The 22,962-nt window shown below is 63.6% G+C and carries 23 protein-coding genes and 1 pseudogene; 1 reads left to right on the forward strand and 23 read right to left on the reverse strand.

Annotated features, from left to right (window positions below; translation table 11 throughout):
- Positions 1 to 343: 343 nt before the first annotated feature.
- From G3W89_RS20150 to G3W89_RS20165, 4 genes are all read right to left on the reverse strand, one after another.
- Positions 344 to 1,228: an isocitrate lyase/PEP mutase family protein gene (locus G3W89_RS20150; protein WP_269474980.1), complete on the reverse strand. Its 885-nt coding sequence runs from the start codon at positions 1,226 to 1,228 to the stop codon at positions 344 to 346.
- Positions 1,225 to 1,938 (reverse strand): enoyl-CoA hydratase/isomerase family protein, encoded by a 714-nt coding sequence (locus tag G3W89_RS20155; protein WP_332107451.1) that lies wholly within the window; start codon positions 1,936 to 1,938, stop codon positions 1,225 to 1,227. The genes G3W89_RS20150 and G3W89_RS20155 overlap by 4 nt, the downstream gene beginning before the upstream one ends.
- Before the next feature lie 91 nt (positions 1,939 to 2,029).
- The gene (locus G3W89_RS20160; protein ID WP_162575849.1) at positions 2,030 to 2,998 is read right to left on the reverse strand and encodes a tripartite tricarboxylate transporter substrate binding protein; all 969 of its coding nucleotides are present in this window, start codon (positions 2,996 to 2,998) and stop codon (positions 2,030 to 2,032) included.
- On the reverse strand, positions 2,995 to 4,404 hold the full coding sequence (locus G3W89_RS20165; protein ID WP_162575850.1) for an MmgE/PrpD family protein: 1,410 nt from the start codon (positions 4,402 to 4,404) through the stop codon (positions 2,995 to 2,997). The genes G3W89_RS20160 and G3W89_RS20165 overlap by 4 nt, the downstream gene beginning before the upstream one ends.
- Positions 4,405 to 4,645: 241 nt before the next feature.
- Between G3W89_RS20165 and G3W89_RS20170 the strand changes: the two genes are divergently transcribed.
- The gene (locus G3W89_RS20170; RefSeq protein ID WP_162575851.1) at positions 4,646 to 5,425 is read left to right on the forward strand and encodes an IclR family transcriptional regulator; all 780 of its coding nucleotides are present in this window, start codon (positions 4,646 to 4,648) and stop codon (positions 5,423 to 5,425) included.
- Positions 5,426 to 5,794: 369 nt separating this feature from the next.
- Here G3W89_RS20170 and G3W89_RS20175 read toward each other — a convergent pair whose 3' ends face one another.
- From G3W89_RS20175 to G3W89_RS20265, 19 genes and pseudogenes are all read right to left on the reverse strand, one after another.
- Positions 5,795 to 6,940, reverse strand: a complete 1,146-nt coding sequence (locus G3W89_RS20175) for an acetyl-CoA acetyltransferase (RefSeq protein WP_162575852.1) — start codon at positions 6,938 to 6,940, stop codon at positions 5,795 to 5,797.
- The gene (locus G3W89_RS20180) at positions 6,937 to 7,332 is read right to left on the reverse strand and encodes a Zn-ribbon domain-containing OB-fold protein (RefSeq protein WP_162575853.1); all 396 of its coding nucleotides are present in this window, start codon (positions 7,330 to 7,332) and stop codon (positions 6,937 to 6,939) included. Before G3W89_RS20180 ends, G3W89_RS20175 begins: the two co-directional genes overlap by 4 nt.
- Before the next feature lie 10 nt (positions 7,333 to 7,342).
- Positions 7,343 to 8,530, reverse strand: coding sequence for a 2-methylaconitate cis-trans isomerase PrpF (prpF, locus tag G3W89_RS20185; protein ID WP_269474981.1), 1,188 nt, complete (start codon positions 8,528 to 8,530; stop codon positions 7,343 to 7,345).
- Positions 8,520 to 9,284, reverse strand: coding sequence for an enoyl-CoA hydratase/isomerase family protein (locus G3W89_RS20190; protein ID WP_162575854.1), 765 nt, complete (start codon positions 9,282 to 9,284; stop codon positions 8,520 to 8,522). Before G3W89_RS20190 ends, prpF begins: the two co-directional genes overlap by 11 nt.
- 5 nt (positions 9,285 to 9,289) lie before the next feature.
- The gene (locus G3W89_RS20195) at positions 9,290 to 10,174 is read right to left on the reverse strand and encodes an alpha/beta fold hydrolase (RefSeq protein WP_162575855.1); all 885 of its coding nucleotides are present in this window, start codon (positions 10,172 to 10,174) and stop codon (positions 9,290 to 9,292) included.
- Positions 10,164 to 11,132, reverse strand: coding sequence for a tripartite tricarboxylate transporter substrate binding protein (locus tag G3W89_RS20200; protein WP_162575856.1), 969 nt, complete (start codon positions 11,130 to 11,132; stop codon positions 10,164 to 10,166). The genes G3W89_RS20195 and G3W89_RS20200 overlap by 11 nt, the downstream gene beginning before the upstream one ends.
- 22 nt (positions 11,133 to 11,154) lie before the next feature.
- Positions 11,155 to 12,297: an acyl-CoA dehydrogenase family protein gene (locus G3W89_RS20205; protein ID WP_162575857.1), complete on the reverse strand. Its 1,143-nt coding sequence runs from the start codon at positions 12,295 to 12,297 to the stop codon at positions 11,155 to 11,157.
- A gap of 34 nt (positions 12,298 to 12,331) precedes the next feature.
- Complete coding sequence (locus tag G3W89_RS20210; protein WP_162575858.1) at positions 12,332 to 13,315, reverse strand: Bug family tripartite tricarboxylate transporter substrate binding protein; 984 nt, start codon at positions 13,313 to 13,315, stop codon at positions 12,332 to 12,334.
- A 34-nt stretch (positions 13,316 to 13,349) separates the two neighbouring features.
- A complete protein-coding gene (locus G3W89_RS20215) occupies positions 13,350 to 15,509 on the reverse strand; it encodes an acetate--CoA ligase family protein (protein ID WP_162575859.1) in 2,160 nt (719 codons plus the stop codon).
- A 241-nt stretch (positions 15,510 to 15,750) separates the two neighbouring features.
- Positions 15,751 to 15,942 carry a hypothetical protein gene (locus tag G3W89_RS20220; protein ID WP_162575860.1) on the reverse strand — a complete coding sequence of 64 codons (192 nt, stop codon included), beginning with the start codon at positions 15,940 to 15,942 and terminating at the stop codon, positions 15,751 to 15,753.
- Between the two features lie 355 nt (positions 15,943 to 16,297).
- On the reverse strand, positions 16,298 to 16,510 hold the full coding sequence (locus G3W89_RS33590) for a hypothetical protein (protein ID WP_197893571.1): 213 nt from the start codon (positions 16,508 to 16,510) through the stop codon (positions 16,298 to 16,300).
- Positions 16,511 to 16,720: 210 nt separating this feature from the next.
- Positions 16,721 to 16,869: pseudogene (locus G3W89_RS33365) on the reverse strand (O-methyltransferase); the annotation flags it as partial.
- Positions 16,870 to 17,058: 189 nt separating this feature from the next.
- Complete coding sequence (locus tag G3W89_RS20235) at positions 17,059 to 19,038, reverse strand: relaxase/mobilization nuclease and DUF3363 domain-containing protein (RefSeq protein ID WP_162575861.1); 1,980 nt, start codon at positions 19,036 to 19,038, stop codon at positions 17,059 to 17,061.
- Between the two features lie 340 nt (positions 19,039 to 19,378).
- Entirely contained in the window at positions 19,379 to 19,915 is a 537-nt protein-coding gene (locus G3W89_RS20240) for a S26 family signal peptidase (RefSeq protein ID WP_162575862.1), read from the reverse strand.
- Complete coding sequence (locus G3W89_RS20245) at positions 19,912 to 20,421, reverse strand: DUF2840 domain-containing protein (RefSeq protein WP_162577563.1); 510 nt, start codon at positions 20,419 to 20,421, stop codon at positions 19,912 to 19,914. Before G3W89_RS20245 ends, G3W89_RS20240 begins: the two co-directional genes overlap by 4 nt.
- A 77-nt stretch (positions 20,422 to 20,498) precedes the next feature.
- Entirely contained in the window at positions 20,499 to 20,762 is a 264-nt protein-coding gene (locus tag G3W89_RS20250; RefSeq protein WP_162575863.1) for a chromosome partitioning protein ParB, read from the reverse strand.
- Positions 20,759 to 21,400, reverse strand: a complete 642-nt coding sequence (parA, locus tag G3W89_RS20255) for a ParA family partition ATPase (protein ID WP_162575864.1) — start codon at positions 21,398 to 21,400, stop codon at positions 20,759 to 20,761. Before parA ends, G3W89_RS20250 begins: the two co-directional genes overlap by 4 nt.
- Before the next feature lie 289 nt (positions 21,401 to 21,689).
- A complete protein-coding gene (locus G3W89_RS20260) occupies positions 21,690 to 22,571 on the reverse strand; it encodes a replication initiator protein A (RefSeq protein WP_162575865.1) in 882 nt (293 codons plus the stop codon).
- A gap of 21 nt (positions 22,572 to 22,592) precedes the next feature.
- On the reverse strand, positions 22,593 to 22,925 hold the full coding sequence (locus G3W89_RS20265) for a helix-turn-helix transcriptional regulator (protein ID WP_162575866.1): 333 nt from the start codon (positions 22,923 to 22,925) through the stop codon (positions 22,593 to 22,595).
- Positions 22,926 to 22,962 lie beyond the last annotated feature (37 nt).

The following is a 22,962-nucleotide window of genomic DNA, read 5'->3' on the forward strand; positions in this document are numbered from 1 at the left end:
CGCCACTCCGACAGACCCGTCGGGGATCCCTCAAAACCCTCTGAATCCCAGGCTGCGGAGCGGGGGGGCGGCGGCACACTACAGTTCGGGAATGTAACCATGAGTCATGGGTAGCACATGCCGGGCTCGTGGGCACCTCACTCGACACCGAGACTTGGAGGCGGCGGTGCTCCAACATGGAGGTAATTCGAGACCAGCGTTCGCATGGCGTCGAGGCCCCACCCTACCGAAGAAAACCTGGGCCTGCCCTTGACGACGTCAAGGTCGCTGGAAAGTGCAGGCGGCCAACGATGCTTGCCTCGTCATACAGGTTAACCCGCCCCTCTCAATGCTCGCCACTTGCTCAGGCCGGCGGTGATCCTGTTGCGTACCGATCTTCCATGGCGTCGAATTCGTCCTTGCGCACGATCCGCTGCCGCTCTTGGAAGGATGCAATCAGGTGTGACGACTCGGAAAGAATTCCCTCGTTGCGCAAGACCGACAGTGCTTGGATCATCCCCTGCAAAGCGGCCTGGAGCGCCGCATTGGCATACAGAACCATGCCAAATCCCAACTCCCCCAGTTCCTTGGCCGGAAGTGCTGGCGTCCTGCCTCCAATCACCATATTGGCGACCTGCGGGCATTGGAGCTCACGCGCAATTCGTGCCAGCTCATCCGGGCTTTCAGGGGCCTCTACAAAGGTCAGGTCTGCGCCCGCTGCAGCAAAGGCCGCCGCCCGCTCCAGCGCCGCATCCAAACCATGGATTGCGCGCGCGTCGGTACGCGCAATAATCAAAAAATCCCGGCTATGACGTGCATCAACGGCCGCCTTGATCTTGCCGAGCATCTCTGCGGTTTCGACGACGGCCTTGCCAGCGAAATGACCGCATTTCTTGGGCATGACTTGGTCCTCCAGCTGAATCGCATTGGCGCCGGCGCGCTCGAGCGAGCGAACCGCATGCCGCACGTTCAGCGCGTTGCCATAACCGGTATCTGCGTCCACGATGAGCGGAAGATCACATGCGTCGCGAATGACCTGCGTGTGTTGCACCATTTCCGCCAATCCGACCAATCCGATGTCCGGTACCCCAAGGTAGGTGTTGGCAACACCTGCTCCACTGATGTAGACCGCGTCGAAGCCCAGGTCTTCGATCACACGTGCGGCCAAGGCATTGGCTGCGCCGGGGACCAGCATGCCGTTGCGGGCTTCGAGGTTGTGTCTCAGCGTTGCGCCAAGGGTATCTATCACATTGTTCTTTCCGCGATCCGCTTTGCTTCCGCGGTCGCTACTTCAAGTTGTTGCACGATTGATCGAGCCAGCCAGGCTTTGGTTGGCCCGAACGCATGCGCGGGCTGCCTCGCGAGGGCGGCCGTCCGAACTGCTGCGAAGTAATCGAGACTGGCGCCAGTGTCCGACGAGATAGCTCCGACACGCATATCTGCGGCGGTGCTCGTCCCGTTTCCCAGAACGAGGTGGCGTGCGAGCGACGCGCCTCCTCGCCATTCCGCGATGGTCGCCGCGATTGGCGTAGGCATGCCCAGCGCGACTTCCGGAAGGGAGAATCTTGCGGCCTCATCGGCGACCAGTACATCCGCCATGAATGCAAGCATGCAACCGGCACCGACAGCCGGGCCTTGGACGGCGACGACAAGGGGTTTGGGGAATTCCGCCATCGCTGCCAGCGTCGCACTGAGCATCTCTCGGCGCATTTGCTGTGAAAATGCCGCAACGGGATCGAAGGCTTCGTTGAGGTCCATACCACCACAGAAGGCGCGACCTGTGCTGCACAGAAGCACCGCACCAACGCCGCCGTCTTCTCGCGCGGCGACCAGCGCGGCCTGAATACCGGCGAGCATGGCCCGGTTCAGCGCGTTGGCTGCCTGGGGTCGGTTCAATCGCAGTCTCATTACCGCGTCGCACTGGTCTGTCAGGAGAAAATCTGTCATCGCTTCAACCATGAGGGGCCCAAGCGTGCGAGCGCGGTGATTTCAGTAGACCTCGGGTGTGATTCGTTTGCATGTCGGGTTCTGGGTGAGAGAGACCGGGGGGTCAGGTGGGGCGGATCTGGCCCCGTCGAATGATTTCACCGTACTTCAGCATGTCGGTGCGAAGGGTCTTCTGAAAGTCGGACGGGGTGGTTCCGACGGCCTCGATTCCCAACGCACCAAACCGCTCGCGCACCTCGGGTGCCGACAAAATTGCATTGATGAATTTCGACAATCTCGAGGCGAGATCAGGAGGGAGAGAAGCTGGTCCGAATGCGCCCCACCAGATGGACATCTCATACCCGCTCACACCCGATTCGTGAAGGGTGGGGACATCGGGAAGGTCGCCAGTTCGCTCGCTGCCTGTGACGGCCAGGAGAGTCAACTTTTTCGCCTTCACATGCGGCAGTGCGGCTGGGCCAGTTGCCCACATGAGTTGCACCTGGTTCCCCAAAAGATCGGTCACTGCAGGCGCGCTGCCCTTATAGGGAATGTGGACGAGACTCACGCCCGTCATTTGCTGGAAAAGTTCGCCGGCCAGGTGCGGGCCAGTACCGTTGCCAGTTGAGGCATACGCGAGCTTCCCCGGATTGGAGCGCGCGTAGCGCAGAAGGTCGTTGACGCCCGTGAATTCCAGGGACGGATGGGCCACCAGGAACAGCGAGCCCCTCCCTACAAGCGTGATCGGCGCGAGATCTGTGTCTGCCTGAATGGGCGGCTTGTCGTACAGGGCGTTGACGATGGACAGCGTGGTGGAGTCGAGCAACAACGTGGCGCCGTCGGGTTTCGACTTGGCGACATGCGCGCCGCCGGTCATCCCGCTGGCGCCGGGCCGGTTGTCCACAATCACCGTCGCCTGCAGGTCGGAGGCAAGCCGAGAGCCGATGGCCCGCGCGATCAGGTCATTCGGTCCTCCTGGCGGATACCCGACGACGATGCGAACAAGTGGTGGCGGCCAGTCAGCACTTTGCGCGGCTCCTGCCAGCAGCGCCACGCTGCTGGCGAATGCTTCGAGTACGGTTCTTCTCTTCATCGCATGTCCTTGGTTGTAGTTGTTTCAGCGGGTCGTATCGTTTCGAGAAGGCAGTCCACGTTGTCCAGCCGCTCGAGACGTTCGATGCCTCCGGCGAGCGCGACGAAACGCTCCAGCGATTTCGGAAAGCTCCAAGCGCGCGCGGACGGCGCGAGCAGCGCGACCGTTTGGCGCCATGTGTGGCCGGCAAACACTTTGCGCGGAACAACCACCGGCGCCGCGCCATCCATACGGATGCTGATTTCGTCGCCACCACCCTGACCAGATCGAATCAAGATCCGTGCAGCGACATTCGCTACCCTTGCGCTGTTCACATACCGGCGCCAGTCGCTCAGCCCCTCGGTGCCATGCACACCCAGAACGGCGCTCATGAAGCGGGCACTGGCGAGTGCTTGGTCGGGTGCCTGGAAGAGACCGCGCTCTTCCATCGCTGGCCCACGGAATCCCGGTTCCTCTGAGAACGTGATCTCGACGGCGCCCGTGCCTTGAGACGAATTGCGTTCCTCGAGCACTAGCGCCAGGGCTTGCAGCACCGGCTGTACCGCCGCTGAGCCCGGGAAGGCCTGAAGTTCAACGTCCAGAATGGACCAGCCTTCGAATCCCATTTCCGGCACCTTGCCGGTCATCGAACAGTACAGGCCCTGGCTGCCGTCCAACCCTGACTGCGCCGCCACAACGCCCTGTTCCGCCAGCAGCGCTGCGCGAATACCCGCATCTGCGGCAGTGCCGAACTGCAGCCTCCACTCAGGGGTGCCTTCCGTCCAACATTGCAACGTGCCCGATGCCACCTGCGATGCGAGTCCAATCGCGTTAGCGGTCTGCGCCACATCCAGGCCAAGCAAGCGCGCCGCCGCGGCACCTGCTGCCATAGCACCGACGACCGCGGTCGGACGCATTCCACGCGCGGCCAGTGACTGAGCCATCGGCGCCGCGAGCCGGGTGCATACCTCGTAACCCGCAATAACGGCTTCGAGCACGCTTGCTCCTCCCGACTTTCGGGCTTGGGCGAGCGAAAGTGTCGCCGGAATGACGACCAGTCCCGGATGAGTGGCGGACAACGGATCGAAATCGTTCTGCGCGCGATAGGATCCCGACACCGCATTGAGGAATGCAATCTCCCCGGCGCCGCCGGTCATGGTCGTGCCCCAAGCCATACAAGGGCCAAACGCGGTTCCAATGGCGGCGACGCACGGCGCCACCGGGTCCGCGACCGTTCCCGTCGCCACCGCATTGCACATCGTGTAGAGCACGTGACACTTGGCCTTCTCCATGACTGCTTCCGGCAAACGGTCCAACGAAATGCCCGCAACGAAATCGGCCAGTCGGCCGAGCAATGTTGAGCTGCGACTGGGCAACCCGCTCGCGGCAGCATCAGGCGTGGTCCGAGTTGGTGAGTCGTGCAGCATCGGGCGTCTCCTGTGGGGTTTTGTTCACAAAGTCGAGACGCTCGCTCTGTCTCCATAATTCACTCTACGAATGATCAATTCGTTTTACGAACCATATTGCACATCGAGGTTTCGCCCGTCAAGTGAAAGCAATGCTCTGTCGTGGCTTGTCGTCTTACCAAGGTGATCGCGTTTCTTGGATGGCCACGCCTCCTCACTAATTAAGCGGCAAAATGAATCCTCAATTCATACAGGAGAATCCATGGAAGAAGAACGCGGTGGTGTGGTGATAGCTTTGGCGCGGGGCTTGATGATCCTGCAGTGCTTCACTGCCGAGCGAAGGGAGCTGGGACCCACCGACTTGGCGGGCATGCTGGGCCTGCCGCAGCCGACGGTTTGGCGCCTCTGCCAGACCCTCAAGAAGCTTGGATTTCTGGTGCCTGGCACTGCACAGGACAAGTTGTGCATCGGAGAGGCCGTCCTGCGACTGGGGCATGCGGCCGCCGCTAACACGGGCGTCGTCGAATATGCGTACCCGCTGATGCGAGAACTCGCGCAGCGCTTCGGTGGCTCCGTCTCTTTGAGTTCGCGCTTCGGCGCCGACATGCTGATCGTGCAACGGGCCTCAGGTGAAGGCATTCTTCAGTTGAACCTGCAGGTCGGTTCAACGTATGAAGTGATGAATTCCGCCGCGGGCTGGGCGTACCTGTGCGGACTGTCCGTGCCGGAACGGCGCCAAGTTCTCGAAGACATCCGGATTGAACGGCCTGCGAAGTTCGCCGTCTATCGCCAGAATTTCAAAGACGCACTTGCGCAATACGACGCTGAGGGTCACGTCATCGGCGTAGGCAAGATGCACCCCTTGGTAAACGCCGTCGGCGTGCCGGTCATTTCCGCCGACCGCAAGCGCGTGATGGCGCTGAACCTTGGAGGGGCCTCTGCGATACTGACCCGCGATATCCTCTCCGGTCCAGTCGCGGACGCCCTCAAAGACCTCGCCAAGCGCGTCGGCTCGCGCCTCGGAGTTTCCGCAGTTCTTTAGAACCTGGCAACGTTGATGGTTTTCCACAGCGCTGAAAATCGAACTGCCTCCAGCGCACGTCCATAACCGAGTTGTCCGGCGCTTCACAGTCATGTTGGCCGAGACCACCTTGGAGACCTCCACGCCGCCGGTTTGTTGCAGCCCCAGCGTGCCGCCGCCTTCGAATAGTGACCCAGTCTCCCATCCGTTCGGGGCGATCGGCTCTTGACTGCTTGTTGCCTCCGAGGCGCTAAAACTCCTGTCGCTTGTGGCCGGTCATTGGTCAATGCGCAAGTATCGCCCGTCGCGGACATCGAGTCTCCGCCTGGGTGCTTGCCGTGCATGCCATGGTCAGCTCCGTCGTGCACGTGAATTGCCGCCATCGCCTCTTCAGACTGAAGCGCCGAGCAGGGCAGTCGTCTGACTTGCCAGCCGTCCGCCATTGCCATGACAAAGAACCACCTGCGCACCCGGGATTTGCCGTTCACCGGCAGTCCCGCGTAGCTGACGGGTGCCTTCGATGAGAGTGAAGATGCCGTACTGCCCCGGATGGCAGCACGACAGCCCTCCACCGTTCGTATTGACCGGCAGCGTCCCGCCTGGCGCAATGCGGCCATCCTCTACGAAACGCCCGCCCTCGCCCTTGGGGCAGAAGCCCAGATCCTCCAATGCCAGAATCACGTTGATTGTGAACGCATCGTAGATCTGTAGTACGTCCACATCCTGCGGCTTCAGTCCTGCCATGGTGAAGGCCGCAGGGCCAGATTGAGTAGCCGCAGTGCGCGTGAAGTCTTCAAGTTGATCGATCTGCATATGCCAATGCGCCATACCGCCTCCAAGCAGATACGCGGGCTTTTGGGGCATATCCTTTGCACGATCGGCTCGCACCATGACGACTGCACCGGCACCGTCCGTCACGAGGCAGCAGTCCCGTACGGTGAGCGGATCGCTGATCATCCGCGCGGACAGCACTTCATCGATTGACATCGGCTTGCGCATGAATGCTTCGGGGTTGAGGGCCGCCCACTTTCGCGCCGAAACTGCCACGGCAGCTAATTGATCGCGAGTCGTTCCGAACTCATGCATATGCCGCGCGGTAGCAAGCGCGAAGCTGGTGATTGGATGGATCGGCCGGTACGGTGCCTCGTAGTCCTGCGAACCGCCCTTGGCCTGCAGCTTGCCCAGCGCCGTTCGTTGGTTGCTGCCATAGCAAATGAGTGCGACGTTGCATAGGCCTGCCTGCAACGCCATCGCTGCGGTCAGCGCGTATCCGAGAAACGCCGAGCCGCCGATACTGGAGCTTTCCGAATAGGATGGCTTGAGTCCCAGGTACTCGCCCACGGACAGCGCCGGGTGCGAGTGGGCTGATGTGTTGCAGAAGAGGCCGTCAACATCAGTCATTCGCAAACCGGCGTCCGCGATCGCCGCGTGTGCGGCCCGGCCAAGCAGGTCCAAGGCGCTGTATCCTGGGGCCTCCCCCAGGCCAGCGACGCCAATACCTGCAATGGCGGCCGCGCCGCGCAGGGGACTTGTCATGCGCCCTCCGCGCGCGCGTCGAAGACGAGCACGGTGCCAGCCCCTTCGCGGGCGACCCGGGCCGACACGCGAGATCCGATGCGCACGCTCTCCGGCGCGATGCCTTCCACGCGGGTCATCATTCGCGGGCCTTCGTTCAGTTCCACGACGGCGACATTGTGGCTGCCTCCGTCCTCTGGTTTGCGACGCACCACAGTAGTGGAGTAGACCGTGGCACAGCCGCTGGGGCTTACCCACTCTACCGCGTCACTTCCGCAGTGGCGGCACAGCACGCGCGGATAGAAAAAATGTTTGCCGCATGCCTGACAGCGCTGGATTTGGAAGACGCCTTCCGCAAGGCGCTGTCGATAAAAGGCTTCAGGACCCAGTTGGTCCGCCGCGTTGATACTCATCAAATGATCCTCAGGTGAAGTCTGAAGGGACGAAGATGTGGCCGTCCATGAGACGCCTTGCCGAACGACTGAGCGACACACTCCTGACGTGCCATCCACTCGCTGTCCGAACCGTCTCCGCACCGACCCGGGCCTTGCCCGAGGGATGACCGAAGTGGACGGGCATCGTCTTGATTCCGAGCCGCTGCGGGACGGTACCGGGCACTGAGAGCGCCGCAGCCAGTGCCACCGCACCCGTTCCGGTCATCGCATGGTGAAGAACACCCATCGACAGGATTCGCGCGAGCAACTGAACATCCGTCCATAGCACCCGAGAGCCGTTTGATGCCGTGTAGTCTTGCGGTGTGGCGACGAAAGCGAGCTTGGGCACATGCTGATGCCGTGCGGACGCTGCATGCACGTTCGGTGCAATGCCCATGGCGACGGCGCCGTGCGCGCGAATGGCTTCAAGCCGACTCAGAAGCGCCACGTCGCCGTTAACGTCAGCCTGAAGCTCGGTGCCGAGCAGGCCAAGGCTGCTCGCATCCACGAATATCGTGGGGTTACCGGCGCTGATGTAGGTAGCATCCATGCGTCCGATGCCGGGAACGTCGAGTTCATCGACCACATTGCCCGTTGGGAACAAAGAGGCCGCTCCGTCGTCCGATCCGCTGCCTGGATCAACGAAGTCCAGCTGCACTTCCGCAGCGGGAAAGGTGACACCATCGAGCCGAAACTGGCCCAGTTCCACGACCTCTCCAGCTTCAACGGGCACGCGCGCGACAATCAGCTTGCGGAGATTGGTTTGCCAGATCCGCACGACCGACAGACCGTCCGATTGAACGTCGATCAGCCCTCGGTGGATGGCGAACGGGCCCACGGCACCGGTCAGGTTGCCGCAGTTCCCACTCCAGTCGACATGGTCACCGTTGATCGGGACCTGCCCGAAGGTGTAGTCCACATCGCAGTTCGGCCGTTGGCTGCGGGCGATGACAACAATCTTGCTGGTGCTGGAAGTGGCTCCTCCCATTCCATCGATCTGTTTGCCGTATGCATCTGGACTTCCGACGACGCGCTGAAAGAATCTGTCGCGCGCCGCCGGATCGCTGCGCACGATCTCCGGAAGATCTTCCGCAAGGAAGAACGTCCCTTTGCTCGTCCCGCCGCGCATGTAGGTGGCGCGCACGCGGGATTGGCGCGGCGCGGTGCTACTGAGCACGCCAGAAGCGCTCGTAGTCCGGCGCCCTCTTTTCCAGAAACGCGGTTGTACCTTCCTTGCGCTCCTCTGGATTCGAACGGCTGCGGCCCGATCGGGCCCAAGTCCAATCGACACCAATCCAACGTTCGAACTCCGCCTTGGCGGCCGCGATGCCGGTGGGGGGCGCGCTCGCGACGATGCTGTCAGCCAAAGCGACCGCCGCATCTTCCAGGCCCTCTGGCTCAATCACCACGTGGACCAATCCCATCTGCTGAGCCTCGTTCGCCGAAAGCTTGCGCCGTGTGAAGGCCAAAGCTTTTGCACGCGCGACGCCGATGAGCGCAGGCAACCGCGCGAGCGCAGTGTTGGGAAGAACCCCGTGGCCCAACTCTGGCAGTACGAAAAATGCCTTGCTGGATGCCACGATCGCATCGCAGCAAAGCGTGAGTTCGAAGCCTCCGCCGTAAGCGCCGCCGTTGACGGCAGCGATGACGGGCCGGGTCTCCTTCGTCAGTGCCTCGAACAGCTCGAAAGGGCTACCTGGAGGTGCGGTTCTGTTGTTAGAGCTTTCCTTGTTCATTGCGGCGAGATCGGCGCCGGCACTGAATACTGTCGATGCAGACATCAGCACAATCGCCCGCACGCCTTCGACACGGCTTTCTTGGATGGCCTTGATGGTGTCGGCAACGAGTTGCACGGACAGCGCATTCCGCCGCTCATGGTCCGTCATAGTGACCACAAGCACGTCGCCGCGCCTTTCGGTTGAGATCGTCATAGCGGTCACTTTCCTGCGGCAGGGTAAAGGAAGGGGAGGATGGCGGCCGCAAACTCCTGCGGTCGCATTTCGAGAGCCAGACCGTCGCTCTCAGTCAGTTGCGCCACTACGGCACCAGCGATCAGCGAGCAGATGCGAGACGCCTGCCCCCCAATGTGTTTCTCCTGGGCAGTCAGGAGCTCAAGAATCATTGTGGGAACTTTGATGCGTCCATAGGCAGCCGCGAGGTCGTAGGCCATGACCGCCTCGTAGACGGGCACACAACTGCGCCATCCCTGTACAAAGTCGATGATCCGAGCTTCGGCGTTCTCAACGTCGTTAGGGCTTACCACTGCCGAGTGCAGCATTGCTTTGGGCCACCAGATTTCGGAAGCGTTGATCTGGGCGTTCAACCAGTCGCGCACCAGATTGCTACCATCGCTTGAAGCGAGATAGTGGTTCTTGTATTTGTCGAACCACGGTTGGATCGCCTTGTTGCGCTCCTCCACTTCCGGAATGATGCTGTGCGACTGGCCGGCTAATACAAGACGCCGGATTCGCTGCGGATAGTCGGCGGCGAGCGCGGCTGCGAGCTTGTTGCCGGTATGCAGCCCGAACACATCCGTTTGCCCGATGTCCAGCGCGTCCAGGAAATTCGACATGCAGCGCGCGATTCGCTCGATCTTCAAAGGCTGCGGTAGGTCGTGGGAGTTGCCGAAGCCCGGCATGTCGACGGCAATCGGTCGGCAGTAAGGCGCCAGGAGAGCCATCAGCCGGAGGTAGCAGCGATGTGTGCGCGGCGTCGCGCTTAAGAGCAGCAAGGGGAATCCCTCCCCTGCCTCGGCATAGTGAACCTGCCCGTCGGGGGTGTCTGCGTACGCCATGCGCACTGTGGAACGTTCAGTTGGCATGGATCCCACCCTCGCGTATCACCTTGCCGTACTTGGCGATGTCCTTGAGCAGAACACTGCGGAATTCCGTCGAAGTCGTGCCTACCGGCGTTATGCCCAAGGTGTCAAACCTCTCGCGGATATCAGGTGCCGATAGCGCGGTATTGACTGTCATACCGATCTTTTGAACGACTGCCGGCGGCATGCGTGCCGGCCCGAACAGCCCCCACCAGACCGTGATGTCGAAACCAGGGACGCCGGCCTCGGTCATCGTCGGCACATCTGGCAGCTCCCGGATGCGTTTGCCAGACGTCACTCCGACCGGCCGCAGCTGACCCGCCCTGATATGCGGCAATGCGGAAGGCAGCGGCTCGAACATCATTGTCACCTGCCCACCCAGCAGGTCGTTCATCGCGGGAGCGGAGCCCTTGTAGGGGACATGCGTCAGATCCACCTTCCCCAGCTGCCGCAGCATCTCTCCGGCCAGATGTGGGCTGGAACCGGCTCCCGTGGAAGCGAAGGAAAGCTTGCCCGGCTGCGATCGAGCTGTGTTCAGCAATTCCGCGAGAGTCTTTTCCGGTTGGTCCTGCCGCACGACCAACACCAAGGTGCTTTCGCCGACCAGGGTGATGGGCGTGAAGTCGCGGTCGGCGTCGAAGGGCAGCTTTTCGTAAAGCGCGTTGGCCATGGAATGCGTGGTCGCATTCATGATTAACGTGTACCCATCCGCCGGCGATCTGGCCACGTAGTCGCTGGCGATCGTGCCGCTTGCGCCCGGGCGGTTCTCGACAATGACGGGCTGGCCCAGTGCCGCCGATACTTTCTGGCCAAGGGCCCGTGCAATGATGTCATTCGGTCCTCCGGGGGCATATCCGACGACGATCTTTACAACCTTCTTCGGCCATTCCGCAGCGGGTATCTGGGCAGCAGCGGCGGATGCCATTGCAGCAAGGGCGAGCACGAGCAGTAACTTTTTCATGTCTTGTCTCCTTTTCTGACATCTACTTCAGCAGGTCGCGGGAAATCAGCATGCGGTGGACTTCCGAAGTGCCTTCACCGATGCGATAGTGGCGTACGTCACGGTAGAACCGTTCGAGGTTGAAACCGCGCATCAATGCCATTCCTCCGTGGATCTGCACGGACCTGTCCGCGATGCGGCCCACCATTTCTGAGCAGTAGAGCTTGCACATGCTTGCGGCTGTACCGATGTCCTCCCCGGCTTCCACGCTGCGCAAGGTTTGGTACACCAGCGCGCGCGCCAGCTTGAGCTCTGTGGCAGAGTCGGCGAGCATCCACTGGATGGCTTGGCGCTCGGCCAGAGGCTTACCGAAGGTCTGCCTGTCTTTCGCATGCTGCACTGCCATTTCAAGCATTCGATCTGCGGCACCAATGCATGAGCAGGCGACACCCAGTCGACCGCTGGTTAGAGATCCCATTGCGATCTTGAAGCCGTCTCCGGGCTCACCTAGAAGCGCGGAGTCCGGAACATGACAGTCGTCGAATGTCAGCTCGCCAAGCTTGATCGCGTCCGAGCCGATCGTGGTGTCTGTACGGGTGACGGTGAAGCCCGGTGTACCTTTCTCGACCAGAAAGGCGCTGATGCCGCCACGTGCGCGTTTCTGTTTGTCAGTGAGGGCGATCACCAGAATCAACTCGGCGCTGTTGCCCCCGCTGATGTAATGTTTGCTGCCGTTGATGACCCATCCGTTCTCGGTCTTCTTCGCCGTGGTGGAGATCGCGGCTGAATCCGAACCGGCACCCGGCTCGGTCAATCCGAAGGCGGCGCGCCACTCGCCGCGCGCCAGCTTCGGAAGATAACGGTCCTGCTGCTCTGCAGTGCCGCTGCGCGCAATAGCCAGCGGCGCCAGCCCGCTGGTGTAGTCCAGCAGCATGGTAAAGACTCGGCTTGATCGGCTGAACTCTTCTAGAGCAAGGCAATAGGTACTCATGTCGAAGCCGCCTCCACCGTAGTTCTGAGGTAGCTGCATGCCCAGGTAGCCTGCATCGCGCATCAGCGACCAGGCCTCGGCAGGGACTTCGCCGATGCGGTCAATCTCCAGCGCCAGCGGCTCGAGCTGCTCCTGGGTGAACTTGCGTAGCGCGCTGCGGACTTCGGCGAGGTCGGGGTTGATTTCCATTTGCATTGAGACGGCTCTTCGGTAGTTGCGGGATTGGCACTCAGTCGGTGGTGATGTTGTTGTCCTTGACGAGCTTGGCGAACTTGCCAAGTTCGCTTTTGATGCGCTGCGCGAACTGTGCCGGCGTGCTCAGCTCCAAGTCTTGACCGGCTGCGCGGTACACCGACGCAACATCCGGATGGCGCAAGCCCTCGACAACAGTGCGATATATCTTGTCCACGATGGCAGGCGCAGTCCCTCCGGGCGCGAGCAGCGCATACCACGACACCATTTCCACGCCCGGCAGCGTTTCAGCGATGGCTGGGACGCTGGGCATCTGCGGTGAACGCTTGAGCGTCGTGACGGCGATGGGGCGGATGCGGCCGGCAGCAACGTGAGGCACGATGCCGGCAATGTTCAAGAAAGTCATGCTGATCTGGCCACCCATGAGGTCGGTCAGCACCTGGCCTGCGCCCTTGTAGGGGACGTGGGTCATCTGAAAGCCACCGGCGGCTTTAAGCATCTCGCCCGCCAGATGCGTGGTGCTGCCATTGCCTACGGACCCGAAGGTCAGAGCGCCCGGTTGTGCCTTGCCGTAGGCAATCAGGTCGGCGACGGAATGAATGGGCAGATCCGCCCGCACCGCCAGGACCAGCGCTGCCGACGTGATTTGGGTGATGGGTGTGAAATCCTTGACGGGGTCGTACGGCGTGCCCTTGCCGATCGTTGGGGAGATGGTGTTTGGTCCGGTCTGGCCGAGCAACAATGTGTAGCCATCAGGCGGGGCTTTGGCGACGAAGGCGCTGCCAATAACGGCGTTTGCGCCGGGGCGGTGATCCAGGATGACGGGTTGTCCCCAAGCCTTAGCAAGGATGTCCGCGATGGGCCGTCCGACGATTTCGCCGGGACCTCCCGGCGTCCAGGGATTGACCAACTTGATGACGCGATCCGGATAGGTGCTCGTGGATTGAGCGAAGGCGCCCGGAAGCAAGGCCGCGCCAAAGGCGCCCAGCATCGCGCGCCGGATGTTGAAAGTGTTTCGCATTTTTATCTCCTTGGATTGGCCGATGTGGTTTTGGCTAACGAGGACGACAGCCAATCACCAACGCGTCTACGGCTCGGACGCCCTGCCCCTTGTGCTGAACCACCAGTGGGTTGATGTCGATCTCCCGGATAGTCGGTCCGTAGTCGACGCCCAGTCGCGACAGGGCGACGATGGCTCCTACAACCGCTTCGGCGTCGTAGCCGGCCTGCCCGCGCGTTCCTGCAAGGATCGGCCAGATTCGCAACGACTGCAGCATGTCGTGCGCAGTCGCTACGTCCACAGGCGCAACACGCCGTGCGACGTCGTTCATGACTTCCACATAAATGCCGCCGTGCCCGACGGTCACGACCGATCCAAACACTGGGTCATGGACCAGTCCGAGCAGCAATTCGATCCCGGGCGGCACCATCTCCTGCACCAGCACGCCCCGGATGTCTGCCTGTGGCGCGTAGCGTTTGGCAGCGTCCATCACTTCAGCGAACCCCGCCCGAACAGCATCTGGGCTGGCAAGGCCCAGGCGGATGGCACCAGCCTCGGTCTTGTGAAGGATGTCGGGCGACTCGATCTTCAAAGCAACTGTTGCACCGATGCGCATCGCGACGTCTGCTGCAGCATCTGCTGTAGTGGCCAGCGCCTCGACCGTCACCGCCACGCCATAAGTTGCGACAAGCGCCTTGGACTCACGCTCGGTCAATGCGCCGGCCCGCAAAAGGCTGAGCACGGAGGGATCGAGGCTTCGCACTGGGGCTGCAACGTCCTGCGCGCCAGCTAGCAATTTCTCTCGCGCGGTCGCCAGCCATGCGCTCGCGGCAATGGCACGAAAACAGCGGCGGGTATCGTCGAACACCGGCACCCCCTGGCGCACGAGGTCGGACAACCGGAGGCTCGAATCATCAACACAGCTGCCCGTCCAGAGCACAACCGTCGGCTTGGCGCCGGTGGTGGCCATCTCCGTCAACGCATCGAACTCGACTCGCTTGGTCATCGTGACGACCGGCACAAACGTGTCGATGTGCTCTTCCTCCAAGATGACCTGACCGACAACCACAAGCGCGTCGTCGCGTCCAACTGCTGCGGCGGTAAGATCCAGGGGGTTGCTTGTCTTACCGAAATTGGGTAATTGCTGTTGCAGACGCGTGCCACAAGCGTCGCTCAGCGGTGGCCACTCCAATCCGTAGTCGTTGGCAGTGTCCACTGCGATGACCAAGCTACCCCCAGAAACGGATGCCGCCGCAACGTTGCGGCCGCGCGGGCGGTTCTTTCTCCGCAGCAACCGTGCAAACTCACAGAGATCCTCGGTATCGTGCACCCGCAAGATGCCCCACTGCTCCAACGCCGCATCTGCAATTTCGTCCGCTCCGGTGATGGAACCAGTATGTGATGCGGCCGCCGCGCTTCCCGCCGCGCTTCGCCCCACCTTGAGCATGACGATGGGCTTGTCCAGCGCCGCTGCCTTCAGGGCCAGCTTGCGCAGACGTTCGCCGCTCGAGATACGTTCAGCAACCACCAAGACAACCTTGGTGCTTTCGCTTTCCACCATGAAGTCGATGTAGTCCAACAGGTCCAGATCCGCGTCGTTGCCGCTGCTGACCTGGTAGCTGATGCCGAGTCCGCTTTGCATCGCACGCCACATGACGTTGATCTGTCCAGCACCTCCGCTCTGGCTGGCGATCGCAATGTCGCCATGCGGACTATGACCACCGCTTATTGCAAAGGTCGAGGACAACGCGAATCGGTCTACGAAACTGATGACCCCATTGCAATTAGGTCCCATCACGCGGATTCCGGTGTCGCGACAGATTTGCTGCAGTCGCGCTTGCTCGCGCTCGCCTTCCGGGGTCGCCGTCTCCGAAAAACCGGCAGAGAACACCGTCGCGAAGGGAATTCCTAGCCGACCGCATTGCTCAAGGACATCCAGCGCCGCACTCCCGGAAAGCGCTATGCCAACATGGTCTGGCACCTCAGGCAGCTTGTCGACCGAAGCAAAGCAAGGACGGTTGAACAGACGATCACGCTTGGGATTGATCGGCATGACGCGACCGCCAAAGCCGAAATTCAACAGGTTCGCGAAGCACTTGCCACCGAACTTCGACGCATCTTCTGTTGCTCCTACGAATGCCACACTCCGTGGCGCGAAGAACCGATGCAAGGAAAGTGAATTGCCTATCACGGGTTCACCAGAGGGAAATCTCATCGGCAAGGGTCTCCTTAATTCGCTGTACGAATCGTTAATTCATTTGTTGATTCATCTAAGCACAGTAAGCCGAAGGCCGTCAACACGGGGATCTTTGGGAATCTGTATGGATCAGTCGGCGGTGCTGGCTAAACGTTCGACGTGATCCTTTATCAGCCACCCATGACGGACGCTGGAGATCAGCGGCGAGGAAGGATGATTGATTCGCTCCACTTTGTGCAAGTGGGCTCAAGATCAAACCCTAATGAACTGTTGGCTGCAGCGCGGCCAACTCCAGAACGAGGGCTCCTGAATCGCGATTGATGTCACGGATGGTGAAGGCGCGCGCATCTCCCGTGGGCAGAATGACCGTCACCCACTCCGCAGGTGCATGGGCCCCATCGGTCTTCAGGAACTGCGTCGCGCAGGCCCGGCCCAACTTGATGGATTGCATCTGAGGCGCCAACCTCTGGACGGCAACCACGTGCACTTCAACACGTGTGCGCTTCGACCATAAGAACTCAATCACGCTGCACCTTTCGATGGCCCTTTAGGAAGCAGCCTGAAGGCGACAATCAGCGAGAGCGCCACGGCAATGGCCCCTGCCAGGTAGGCAGAAGCGGTCCCTGTGACGCCGGCCAACGCTCCGGCCAGCGGACTGGTGATGCCCAGCGCAATGTCCAGAGATGCCACATAGGCGCCCGTGGCAAGGCTGCGCGTCTGCGGCGGGGCGCGCCGCACAGCTTCGACCCCGAAGCCACGAAAAGCCAGCGCGTAGCCAAGACCTGTCAGTGCCGCTCCGAGGTACGCTATGGATGATGGTCCGCGCCCCAGATCAACAATCGCCCTACGACTTCGATGGCGACGCTCACGAGTGCCATCTTCGCCCCGCCGATCTTGTCCGGCAGATGTCCAAAGAAGATGCGCGCCACGATGAAGGCCATGCCTAACGCCGTGAATGCCAGCGAGGCGTTGCCCCAGTGCTTGACGGCAGTCAGCAGTGCGATGAAAGCTCTGATCAAGCCAAGGCCCACGCTAGACAGCGCCAAGCCAACACCCGGCCACAACACAGCGCCCAGCACCTTTTAGAACGGCGTGCGATGCGTTGCTGAAGGTGCCACGGGGCGCACGCCGGCGACAGCCGCCAGCGCCAAAAGCGGTATGAAGATGGTGGTGACGGCGATGCCGATGAACTACTGGCTGTTCACCATGACCCCGACGGACGCACCCAGCGCATATGCCACTTTTGATGGCTCGAACTCGCTGCTGATCAGATGGCCGCCGCCGTTGTCGCGCAGGGCCGCCGCCAGGCGCACGGTGGAGATGCGAACGAGGTACCGAACTCGACGACGCTCAAGGCCTTCGCGCTGCGCGCCAGCAATGTGTTGGCGCTCACCACCACGCCGCGCGTGGGCGCGCTGCTGTCCGCATGAGCGCGCCTTCCGCAGTCGCATCGGCCACGACCTCGCCGTTCAGGCGGCCGCGAGAAACGCCAGTTGATTGCACTGGCCATCTCGCGCAATGGGCCGGTATTGACCATGGGTGAGCTACATATCCATGATGCGAGCGTTCATATGTCCAGACTTGGACGTCGCCCAAATTCCCAAGTCACATTGGAGCCACGGGCGATCGCCGCTACCCATCGCCCACGATGCTGCTCGATCAGAGGCTTCCACGGCACAAGTGTGAAGGCCAGGCCGTCGTCGAGTATGGCGAACCGCCCGCTGGCTAGCAGCACATTGCGGCGATAGACGCCGGATACGCGCTCGCCGTCCACCGCTGGCCGGTACGGCAATCCTGTTTCGCCAGCGATGTCGCGCGCGACCGCATCAAGGTCGAGCTGTCGCAGCGTGCGCAGCAGGTTGCGCGCGAGTACCACCCGAGCGCCCCGCCGCTCGGCAAATCCCTGCTCGACGAGAAAGTTGCTGCGCTGGCTCAGTGCCTTGCGCAGTTCGCCGCCGAAGCCCTTGTCGGCGACGCTGGCCGCTCCGCCGAGCAACTGTCGATCGAGCCAGGTCGCGCCGATGACACGCGCTTGCCGCTCGATCGGCAGGTGCGAATGCAGCGTCACGCTGCCGCCGGCGAAGCGCTGCACGTCATGTTGGCGCACCCGCTCGGAGAGGTCTGCCGGTACGCGCCAGACGCCATCGAGAACGCGCTCGACCAAGCCGGCTCGGCGAAACGCTTCGAGCCGGCGCACGTGCGCGGCCACAGTCTCCTGTGGATCGCCGCCGCGCCCGGGCCGACCTCGCAGCACGGACAAGTGATGGTGAGTGCGGTACAGGCCACCCTCCGCGAGCCCGGCGATGGTCTTGTCCATCCCACGCTCTCCGGCGGGGCCGCGCGCTTCCACCACGGCACCGGCGGGGTACTGTTCGAGTTCGGTTCCTGCCGGCAGCGCGACGTAGTACGCGCGGCCGTCGATGCCGTCGAGCACCAAGTAACCTCGCTCCTGCGATTCGTCGGCCAGACCCTTGCCGACCACCCGGCCAACCACTGGCTGTGCGCTCTTGCTCGGCGTGAACACCGCAAGTTCGCGCTGCCGCGCCCCAAGCGCGCGCTGCATGGTACGCACGATGTCGCCGCGTTCGCCCATCGCGCGCAGCGTCGGCTCGACGTCGGGCCGCAGCCGCCAGCGATTGATGCCATCCGGCTGTGCCAACCCCATCTCGGTCAGCCGCTGCAACCGGCCAATCAGCAGCGTGCGCGGCAGGCGCGCCGCGTCGACGTTTGCCGTCAATTCCACCACGCCGCCAAACGACCGTTGCGCCAGCTGCTGCAGGCTGCGGTCAAGGCTTGTCCAGCGTTCCTGTTCCACGTCGCGCAGCAGTCCCTCGCGGATCTCGCGCTCCGTGCGCGGCCCAAGCCATTCGGTCGCCAGTTCGCAGGCGCGCTGGCGCATGCCGTGTGAAATGTAATCGCGCGCGATGATGAGGTCGTGGCCCGTCTGGTCGCGGCCGCGCAGCACGATGTGGGTGTGCGGGTTGTCGGTGTTCCAGTGATCAACGGCCACCCAGTCGAGTGAGGTGCCCAGGTCACCTTCCATGCGCGTCATCAGGTGGCGCGTGAAGCCACGCAAGTCTTCAAGCTGCTGTGCGTCACCGGGCGAGACGATCAAGCGGAACTGATGCCGGTCGCCACGCCCGCGCTCCTCGAAATCGGCTAGGTCCGCGTGGTCCGTAGTGGGACCATAAGCGTGGCCCCTGCCCCCATCGCGGTCCACGCCCTCTCGCTCGATGTAGCGCAGATGCGTTTCTACCGAGCGCCCGCCTGCCTGCCTGAGCACCACGTAGCGGGCCTTGATGACGACGCGGCGCGCGCCGGGTCCCAACCGCCGGCCAGCCGTCTGCGCCGCGACGTGGCCGCGCCCGAGCCTGGCGACGCTGCGCCCGCCGGGTCGCGCGGCCTGCGAGGAAGCTTTGGCTCCGCCCTTGCTAGCCTCGCGCAACACGCGACTGACAAAGCGTTGGCCGCCGCGCGACTGGCCTGCTCTTGATGATTTCGGCGGCCCCGGCCGGACGCGGAAGCGGTCGTCGTCGCGCGACGTCAAGGCGCACGCTCCAGCGCAGCGAGGCGCAAGCCAGCGCAGACGGCACGTGAGAACACGAGCACCGGCGCGCACTTCCAGCCGCTTGCGGCACGCGGTCGGCCGAAGGCCGTGCCGCGCCAACCCACGTGCAGACAAGGCCCGAGGCACCCGTGCGTGCCGTCCCCTTCTATCTTGCCCTCCGCCCGTCTCCCGAATGCTGGCGATCGCTGGCACGACCGGCCCCGACGGTCGGGTGTCGATCGCCTGCACGGACGGGGCGCGCCGGCCGCGAGCGGCGCGGCAACGCGCGTGCATGCCGCCTGCACATGGATCGGCAGCGCCGATGCACCGATCGCGGCAGTCATGGCGCGCCCGAGGTCCACATCGGCTGCGCGCGGCCGATCACGGCCGCCGCGTGGATGGGACCGAAATACCGGCTGTCGAACGACGCCGGATTCGTCACGCTGAGCAGGAACAGCTCGCCGGCGCGCAGCGTGCGGCAGTGCGACCACTGCGGTAGGCCACGGCCCAGGCCATCGACCTCGCGCGCGAGCGCCATCGGCAAGTCGTCGACGTAGACGGTGCGCTGCGCGACGCACACCCGTTGCGGCGCCATCGCGCCGATCTGCTTGAGCAGCGGAATGCGCTCGGGCAGGTAGCCGCGCTGCGCCGCGAGCGCGGCTACCTCGACCGGCAGGCGGGCCAGCACGATGTCGCCAACTTGCAGCGCATCGGCCGTCGTTCCCACCGGGTCGATGCGATACCAGCCGCGCGGCACGCTGTCACTCGGGTTGTAGACCCAGCGCGCAGCCGGAGCCTGCAACGCGGGTGCGGCGAGCGCCGCAATGCCGAAGGTCGCGCACAGCGCTAGCAGAAGGCGATGCGCCGAAGTCCTCATCGCAAGCCCTCCCCGCGCAGCCAGGCTGCATGCCGCTCGGCGCCATAGGCCGGCAGCGGTTGGCTTGCAGCGAGGCGATTGCCGAGCGTGCGCCAGTACGCGGGCGCAGCCTGGGTTGGGTCGATGGCGAGCGCTTCGATCGCGTCGATCCGCCGCAGTACGGCCTGCACCGCGGTTTCCCCTTCGGCGCGCAGCAGCAGCTGCGCGCCGGGGCGAACGCCGGCGATGCGCTGCATGCTCTCGCCCGGTGCGCAAGCCTGCAGCACCATGAGCTGCCAGCGCGTCGTGCCGTAGTCGTTGGACTCCCGGCGCACGCGGCAGAAGACCGCGCCGGGCGCGAAGCTCGCACATCGCCGCCAGCGGTCCAGGCGCAGCTCGCGCAGCGGCTCGCCGAAGCGCAGGTACAGGTTGACCCGGTGCTCGACGTAAGCGAGCGAGACGCGCGTGAGCGGCGTGTCGCCCGCGCTCTTGCGCGGCGCCGCCGACAGGTGCGGCTGCCGAGGCATCGACGTGTTCGAAGACACGTCCGATGGCACGACCGCCGGTACTGTCGCAGGCGTTCGAAGGCTCCCAGATGAGATGGTCATGGGCGTTGCTCCGGAAATTCGCGCTCCAGCAGCGCGCGCAGCATGTCCGCCACCGTGATGCCACCCGTGAACGCCGCGACCTTGATGCGCCCGCGCAGCGCCGGCGTTACGTCCAGCGTCAGCCGCGCGGTGTAGACCTCGCCGCGGGCGAGCGCTGCCAAGTCGTTGCCGTCGCCGCCGCGCACCCAGGCTTCGGTCTGCGGATTGGCAGGCGGGCGGGCGCCAATGGGTACGCGCGGCACACGCTTTCCGTTCTTCATGGCGGACCACCCCGCAGCACTTCGGCGGCCAGCGCGGCGATCTCGCGCGCGGCCAGACCGTCGTCGTCCAGCTCGCGCACGAGTCGACCAGCGGTCACGCTGTCGGCGAACGCGATGCGCTGGCGCACCTCAGACGACAGCGCGGGCAGCGGCTGATCGGCCAGCGCGCCGCGCGCTTCACGACCGATCACGGTGGTGCTGACGCGCCGGTTGATGACGAAGGCCGCGCGCAGCGCCGGCCGGAACACCTGCGCTTCGCGGATCAAGGCCACCATCTCAGCGCTGGCCCAGACGTCATAGGGGCTGGGCTGCACTGGGATCAGAACAAGGTCGGCGGCAAGCAGCGCGGAGCGCGCAAGCGCCGCGATGCGAGGCGGTCCGTCGATGACGACGTGATCGGCGCGGCGCGCGAGTTCTGGCGCTTCCTGGTGCAGCGTCTCACGCGCCAGGCCGACGGCGCCGAACAGGCGCGGCAGGCCGCTCTGGCTTCGCCGCTGCGTCCAGTCCAGTGCCGAGCCCTGGGGATCGGCATCGAGCAGCAGGACGTTCTTGCCAAGCAGGGCCATTTCGCCAGCCAGATGCGTGGCGAGCGTCGTCTTGCCGACCCCGCCCTTTTGGTTAAGCAGCGCGATGATCACGGCGCGCTCCTCGCAAGCATATTGGCAGACCTGTCTTGTGCCTTCTTCCTCGTGAGCCTTGCGGCGTCCTTCGCGCGGTGCGTGCCGGCTGCGTGCCGTGCTTCGCCGCGCCTTTTCCACCGCGCGCGGCCTCCTACTATCGTTAGGTTTCTATTGAATACGTTAGATACGTTAGGGGACGTGCAAGCAGTTGTCGCACAAGGATTTCTCGACCATCGGCACGCCTGATAGCACGAGCGCGCTGCGCCCGATAGCACGAGTGCGCGTACGCCTGATAGCACGAGCCCGTTCACCGACTGTCCACAGGCCATGCACCGTTGCCGAAGCTGCCGCCGGGACGCAGCGGTGCCGTGGACGGCACGGGACGGAAGGCCAGCACTTCCGGGCCGCGGCGCGAGCGCAGGATGGCGAGCGCGTAGCCCGGCAGCGGCTGGCGCGCGACGATGCGCCGCACGTCGCAGGCAAAGTCCGCGAAGCGAGCCAGGCTGCCCGACTTGCGGTGCAGGTGGACAAAGTCGAAGCGCCAGCCCTCCGGTTGCCAGCCCGCGTGCTTGCGCACCAGACGGTACAGCCACCGCTCGATGCCGCCCGACAGACGGAAGTAGTTCGCGTCGATGGTCAGCACCAGGCAGTCCTCCAGAACGGCGGCGTAGAACCAATCCGGCAGGATCAGCTCGATGCCAAGCGGCCTGCCCTGCCCGTCCGCGCGCTCCTTCCACTCGTTGATCCACGAGAAGCGGTGCAGCCGCCGCGCGTTGGGCTGGCGGATGGAGGTGGCCACGCTGGTGGACTGCAGGCGGTCGAGCGCGGCCTTCAGGCGCTGGTAGTCGCGCACTGACGTGCCGCGGCCCACGAAACGCAGGATCTCGTGCGGCGTCGCGGCCATCAGTCGCGAGCTGCGCAGGCCTGCGTCGCGGGCCTCGACGATCTGGCTGGCGGCCCAGATCAGGATATCGGCATCCCAGATCGTCGCGATGCCGTGCTCGGCCGTGCCCTCCACACGTACCGTCAGCGGCCCCGCGCGGAAGTCGATCGGAACCGAGCGCCGGCTCTTGGCGAGCGAGAAGAACGGATAGGCCATCAGGTCCTGCACGTCGCGCGCGGGCATCTCGCCCGGCAAGGCATGGAACAGTTCGAGTTGCTCGCGCTGCGGGTTGCGCGGGGAAGTCATCGGCTGCGGTGTCCATGATGGTCAACGCCCGCCGTCGCGGCGCAGAGAGAGGCGTTCGGTGCGCAGCTCGACGTACTCCGGGTCGCAAGTGGCCTCGAAGCTGCGGGCGTCGGCCCAGGCTTCGAGATCGGACAGCGCGTACATGACGCGCCGGCCGAACTTGCGGAAGCGTGGCCCCCCGCCGATCACGCGCTGCTTCTCTAGCGTGCGCGGCGACAGCCGCAGGAAGGCGGCCGCCTCGTCGTTGGTGAGGTAGCGCGACTGCGCTGAGGTTGTCGCCGTGGTCGGGTGGGTCGACACCGGCTGGGGCGTCGATGAAGGTGCGGCTTGTGGCCGCAGCGCAGTGTGTCTCATGAAAGTCGCCTCCGTCGGTGCTGGTCGCCGACGGGCG

The sequence above is a fragment of the Variovorax sp. PBL-H6 genome (genome assembly GCF_901827155.1).
GTDB lineage: Bacteria > Pseudomonadota > Gammaproteobacteria > Burkholderiales > Burkholderiaceae_C > Variovorax.

What these genes read in the sequence shown, in the direction of transcription:
- G3W89_RS20245 (WP_162577563.1), bottom strand. Translation starts at nt 20,421, where the DNA reads ATGCCTCGGCAGCCGCACCTGTCGGCGGCGCCGCGCAAGAGCGCGGGC.
- G3W89_RS20250 (WP_162575863.1), bottom strand. Translation starts at nt 20,762, where the DNA reads ATGAAGAACGGAAAGCGTGTGCCGCGCGTACCCATTGGCGCCCGCCCG.
- G3W89_RS20170 (WP_162575851.1), top strand. Translation starts at nt 4,646, where the DNA reads ATGGAAGAAGAACGCGGTGGTGTGGTGATAGCTTTGGCGCGGGGCTTG.
- G3W89_RS20205 (WP_162575857.1), bottom strand. Translation starts at nt 12,297, where the DNA reads ATGCAAATGGAAATCAACCCCGACCTCGCCGAAGTCCGCAGCGCGCTA.
- G3W89_RS20260 (WP_162575865.1), bottom strand. Translation starts at nt 22,571, where the DNA reads ATGACTTCCCCGCGCAACCCGCAGCGCGAGCAACTCGAACTGTTCCAT.
- G3W89_RS20190 (WP_162575854.1), bottom strand. Translation starts at nt 9,284, where the DNA reads ATGACGATCTCAACCGAAAGGCGCGGCGACGTGCTTGTGGTCACTATG.
- G3W89_RS20195 (WP_162575855.1), bottom strand. Translation starts at nt 10,174, where the DNA reads ATGCCAACTGAACGTTCCACAGTGCGCATGGCGTACGCAGACACCCCC.
- G3W89_RS20160 (WP_162575849.1), bottom strand. Translation starts at nt 2,998, where the DNA reads ATGAAGAGAAGAACCGTACTCGAAGCATTCGCCAGCAGCGTGGCGCTG.
- G3W89_RS20210 (WP_162575858.1), bottom strand. Translation starts at nt 13,315, where the DNA reads ATGCGAAACACTTTCAACATCCGGCGCGCGATGCTGGGCGCCTTTGGC.
- G3W89_RS20265 (WP_162575866.1), bottom strand. Translation starts at nt 22,925, where the DNA reads ATGAGACACACTGCGCTGCGGCCACAAGCCGCACCTTCATCGACGCCC.
- G3W89_RS20215 (WP_162575859.1), bottom strand. Translation starts at nt 15,509, where the DNA reads ATGAGATTTCCCTCTGGTGAACCCGTGATAGGCAATTCACTTTCCTTG.
- G3W89_RS20175 (WP_162575852.1), bottom strand. Translation starts at nt 6,940, where the DNA reads ATGACAAGTCCCCTGCGCGGCGCGGCCGCCATTGCAGGTATTGGCGTC.
- G3W89_RS20220 (WP_162575860.1), bottom strand. Translation starts at nt 15,942, where the DNA reads ATGCAATCCATCAAGTTGGGCCGGGCCTGCGCGACGCAGTTCCTGAAG.
- G3W89_RS20180 (WP_162575853.1), bottom strand. Translation starts at nt 7,332, where the DNA reads ATGAGTATCAACGCGGCGGACCAACTGGGTCCTGAAGCCTTTTATCGA.
- G3W89_RS20165 (WP_162575850.1), bottom strand. Translation starts at nt 4,404, where the DNA reads ATGCTGCACGACTCACCAACTCGGACCACGCCTGATGCTGCCGCGAGC.
- G3W89_RS20240 (WP_162575862.1), bottom strand. Translation starts at nt 19,915, where the DNA reads ATGAGGACTTCGGCGCATCGCCTTCTGCTAGCGCTGTGCGCGACCTTC.
- G3W89_RS20200 (WP_162575856.1), bottom strand. Translation starts at nt 11,132, where the DNA reads ATGAAAAAGTTACTGCTCGTGCTCGCCCTTGCTGCAATGGCATCCGCC.
- G3W89_RS20155 (WP_332107451.1), bottom strand. Translation starts at nt 1,938, where the DNA reads ATGGTTGAAGCGATGACAGATTTTCTCCTGACAGACCAGTGCGACGCG.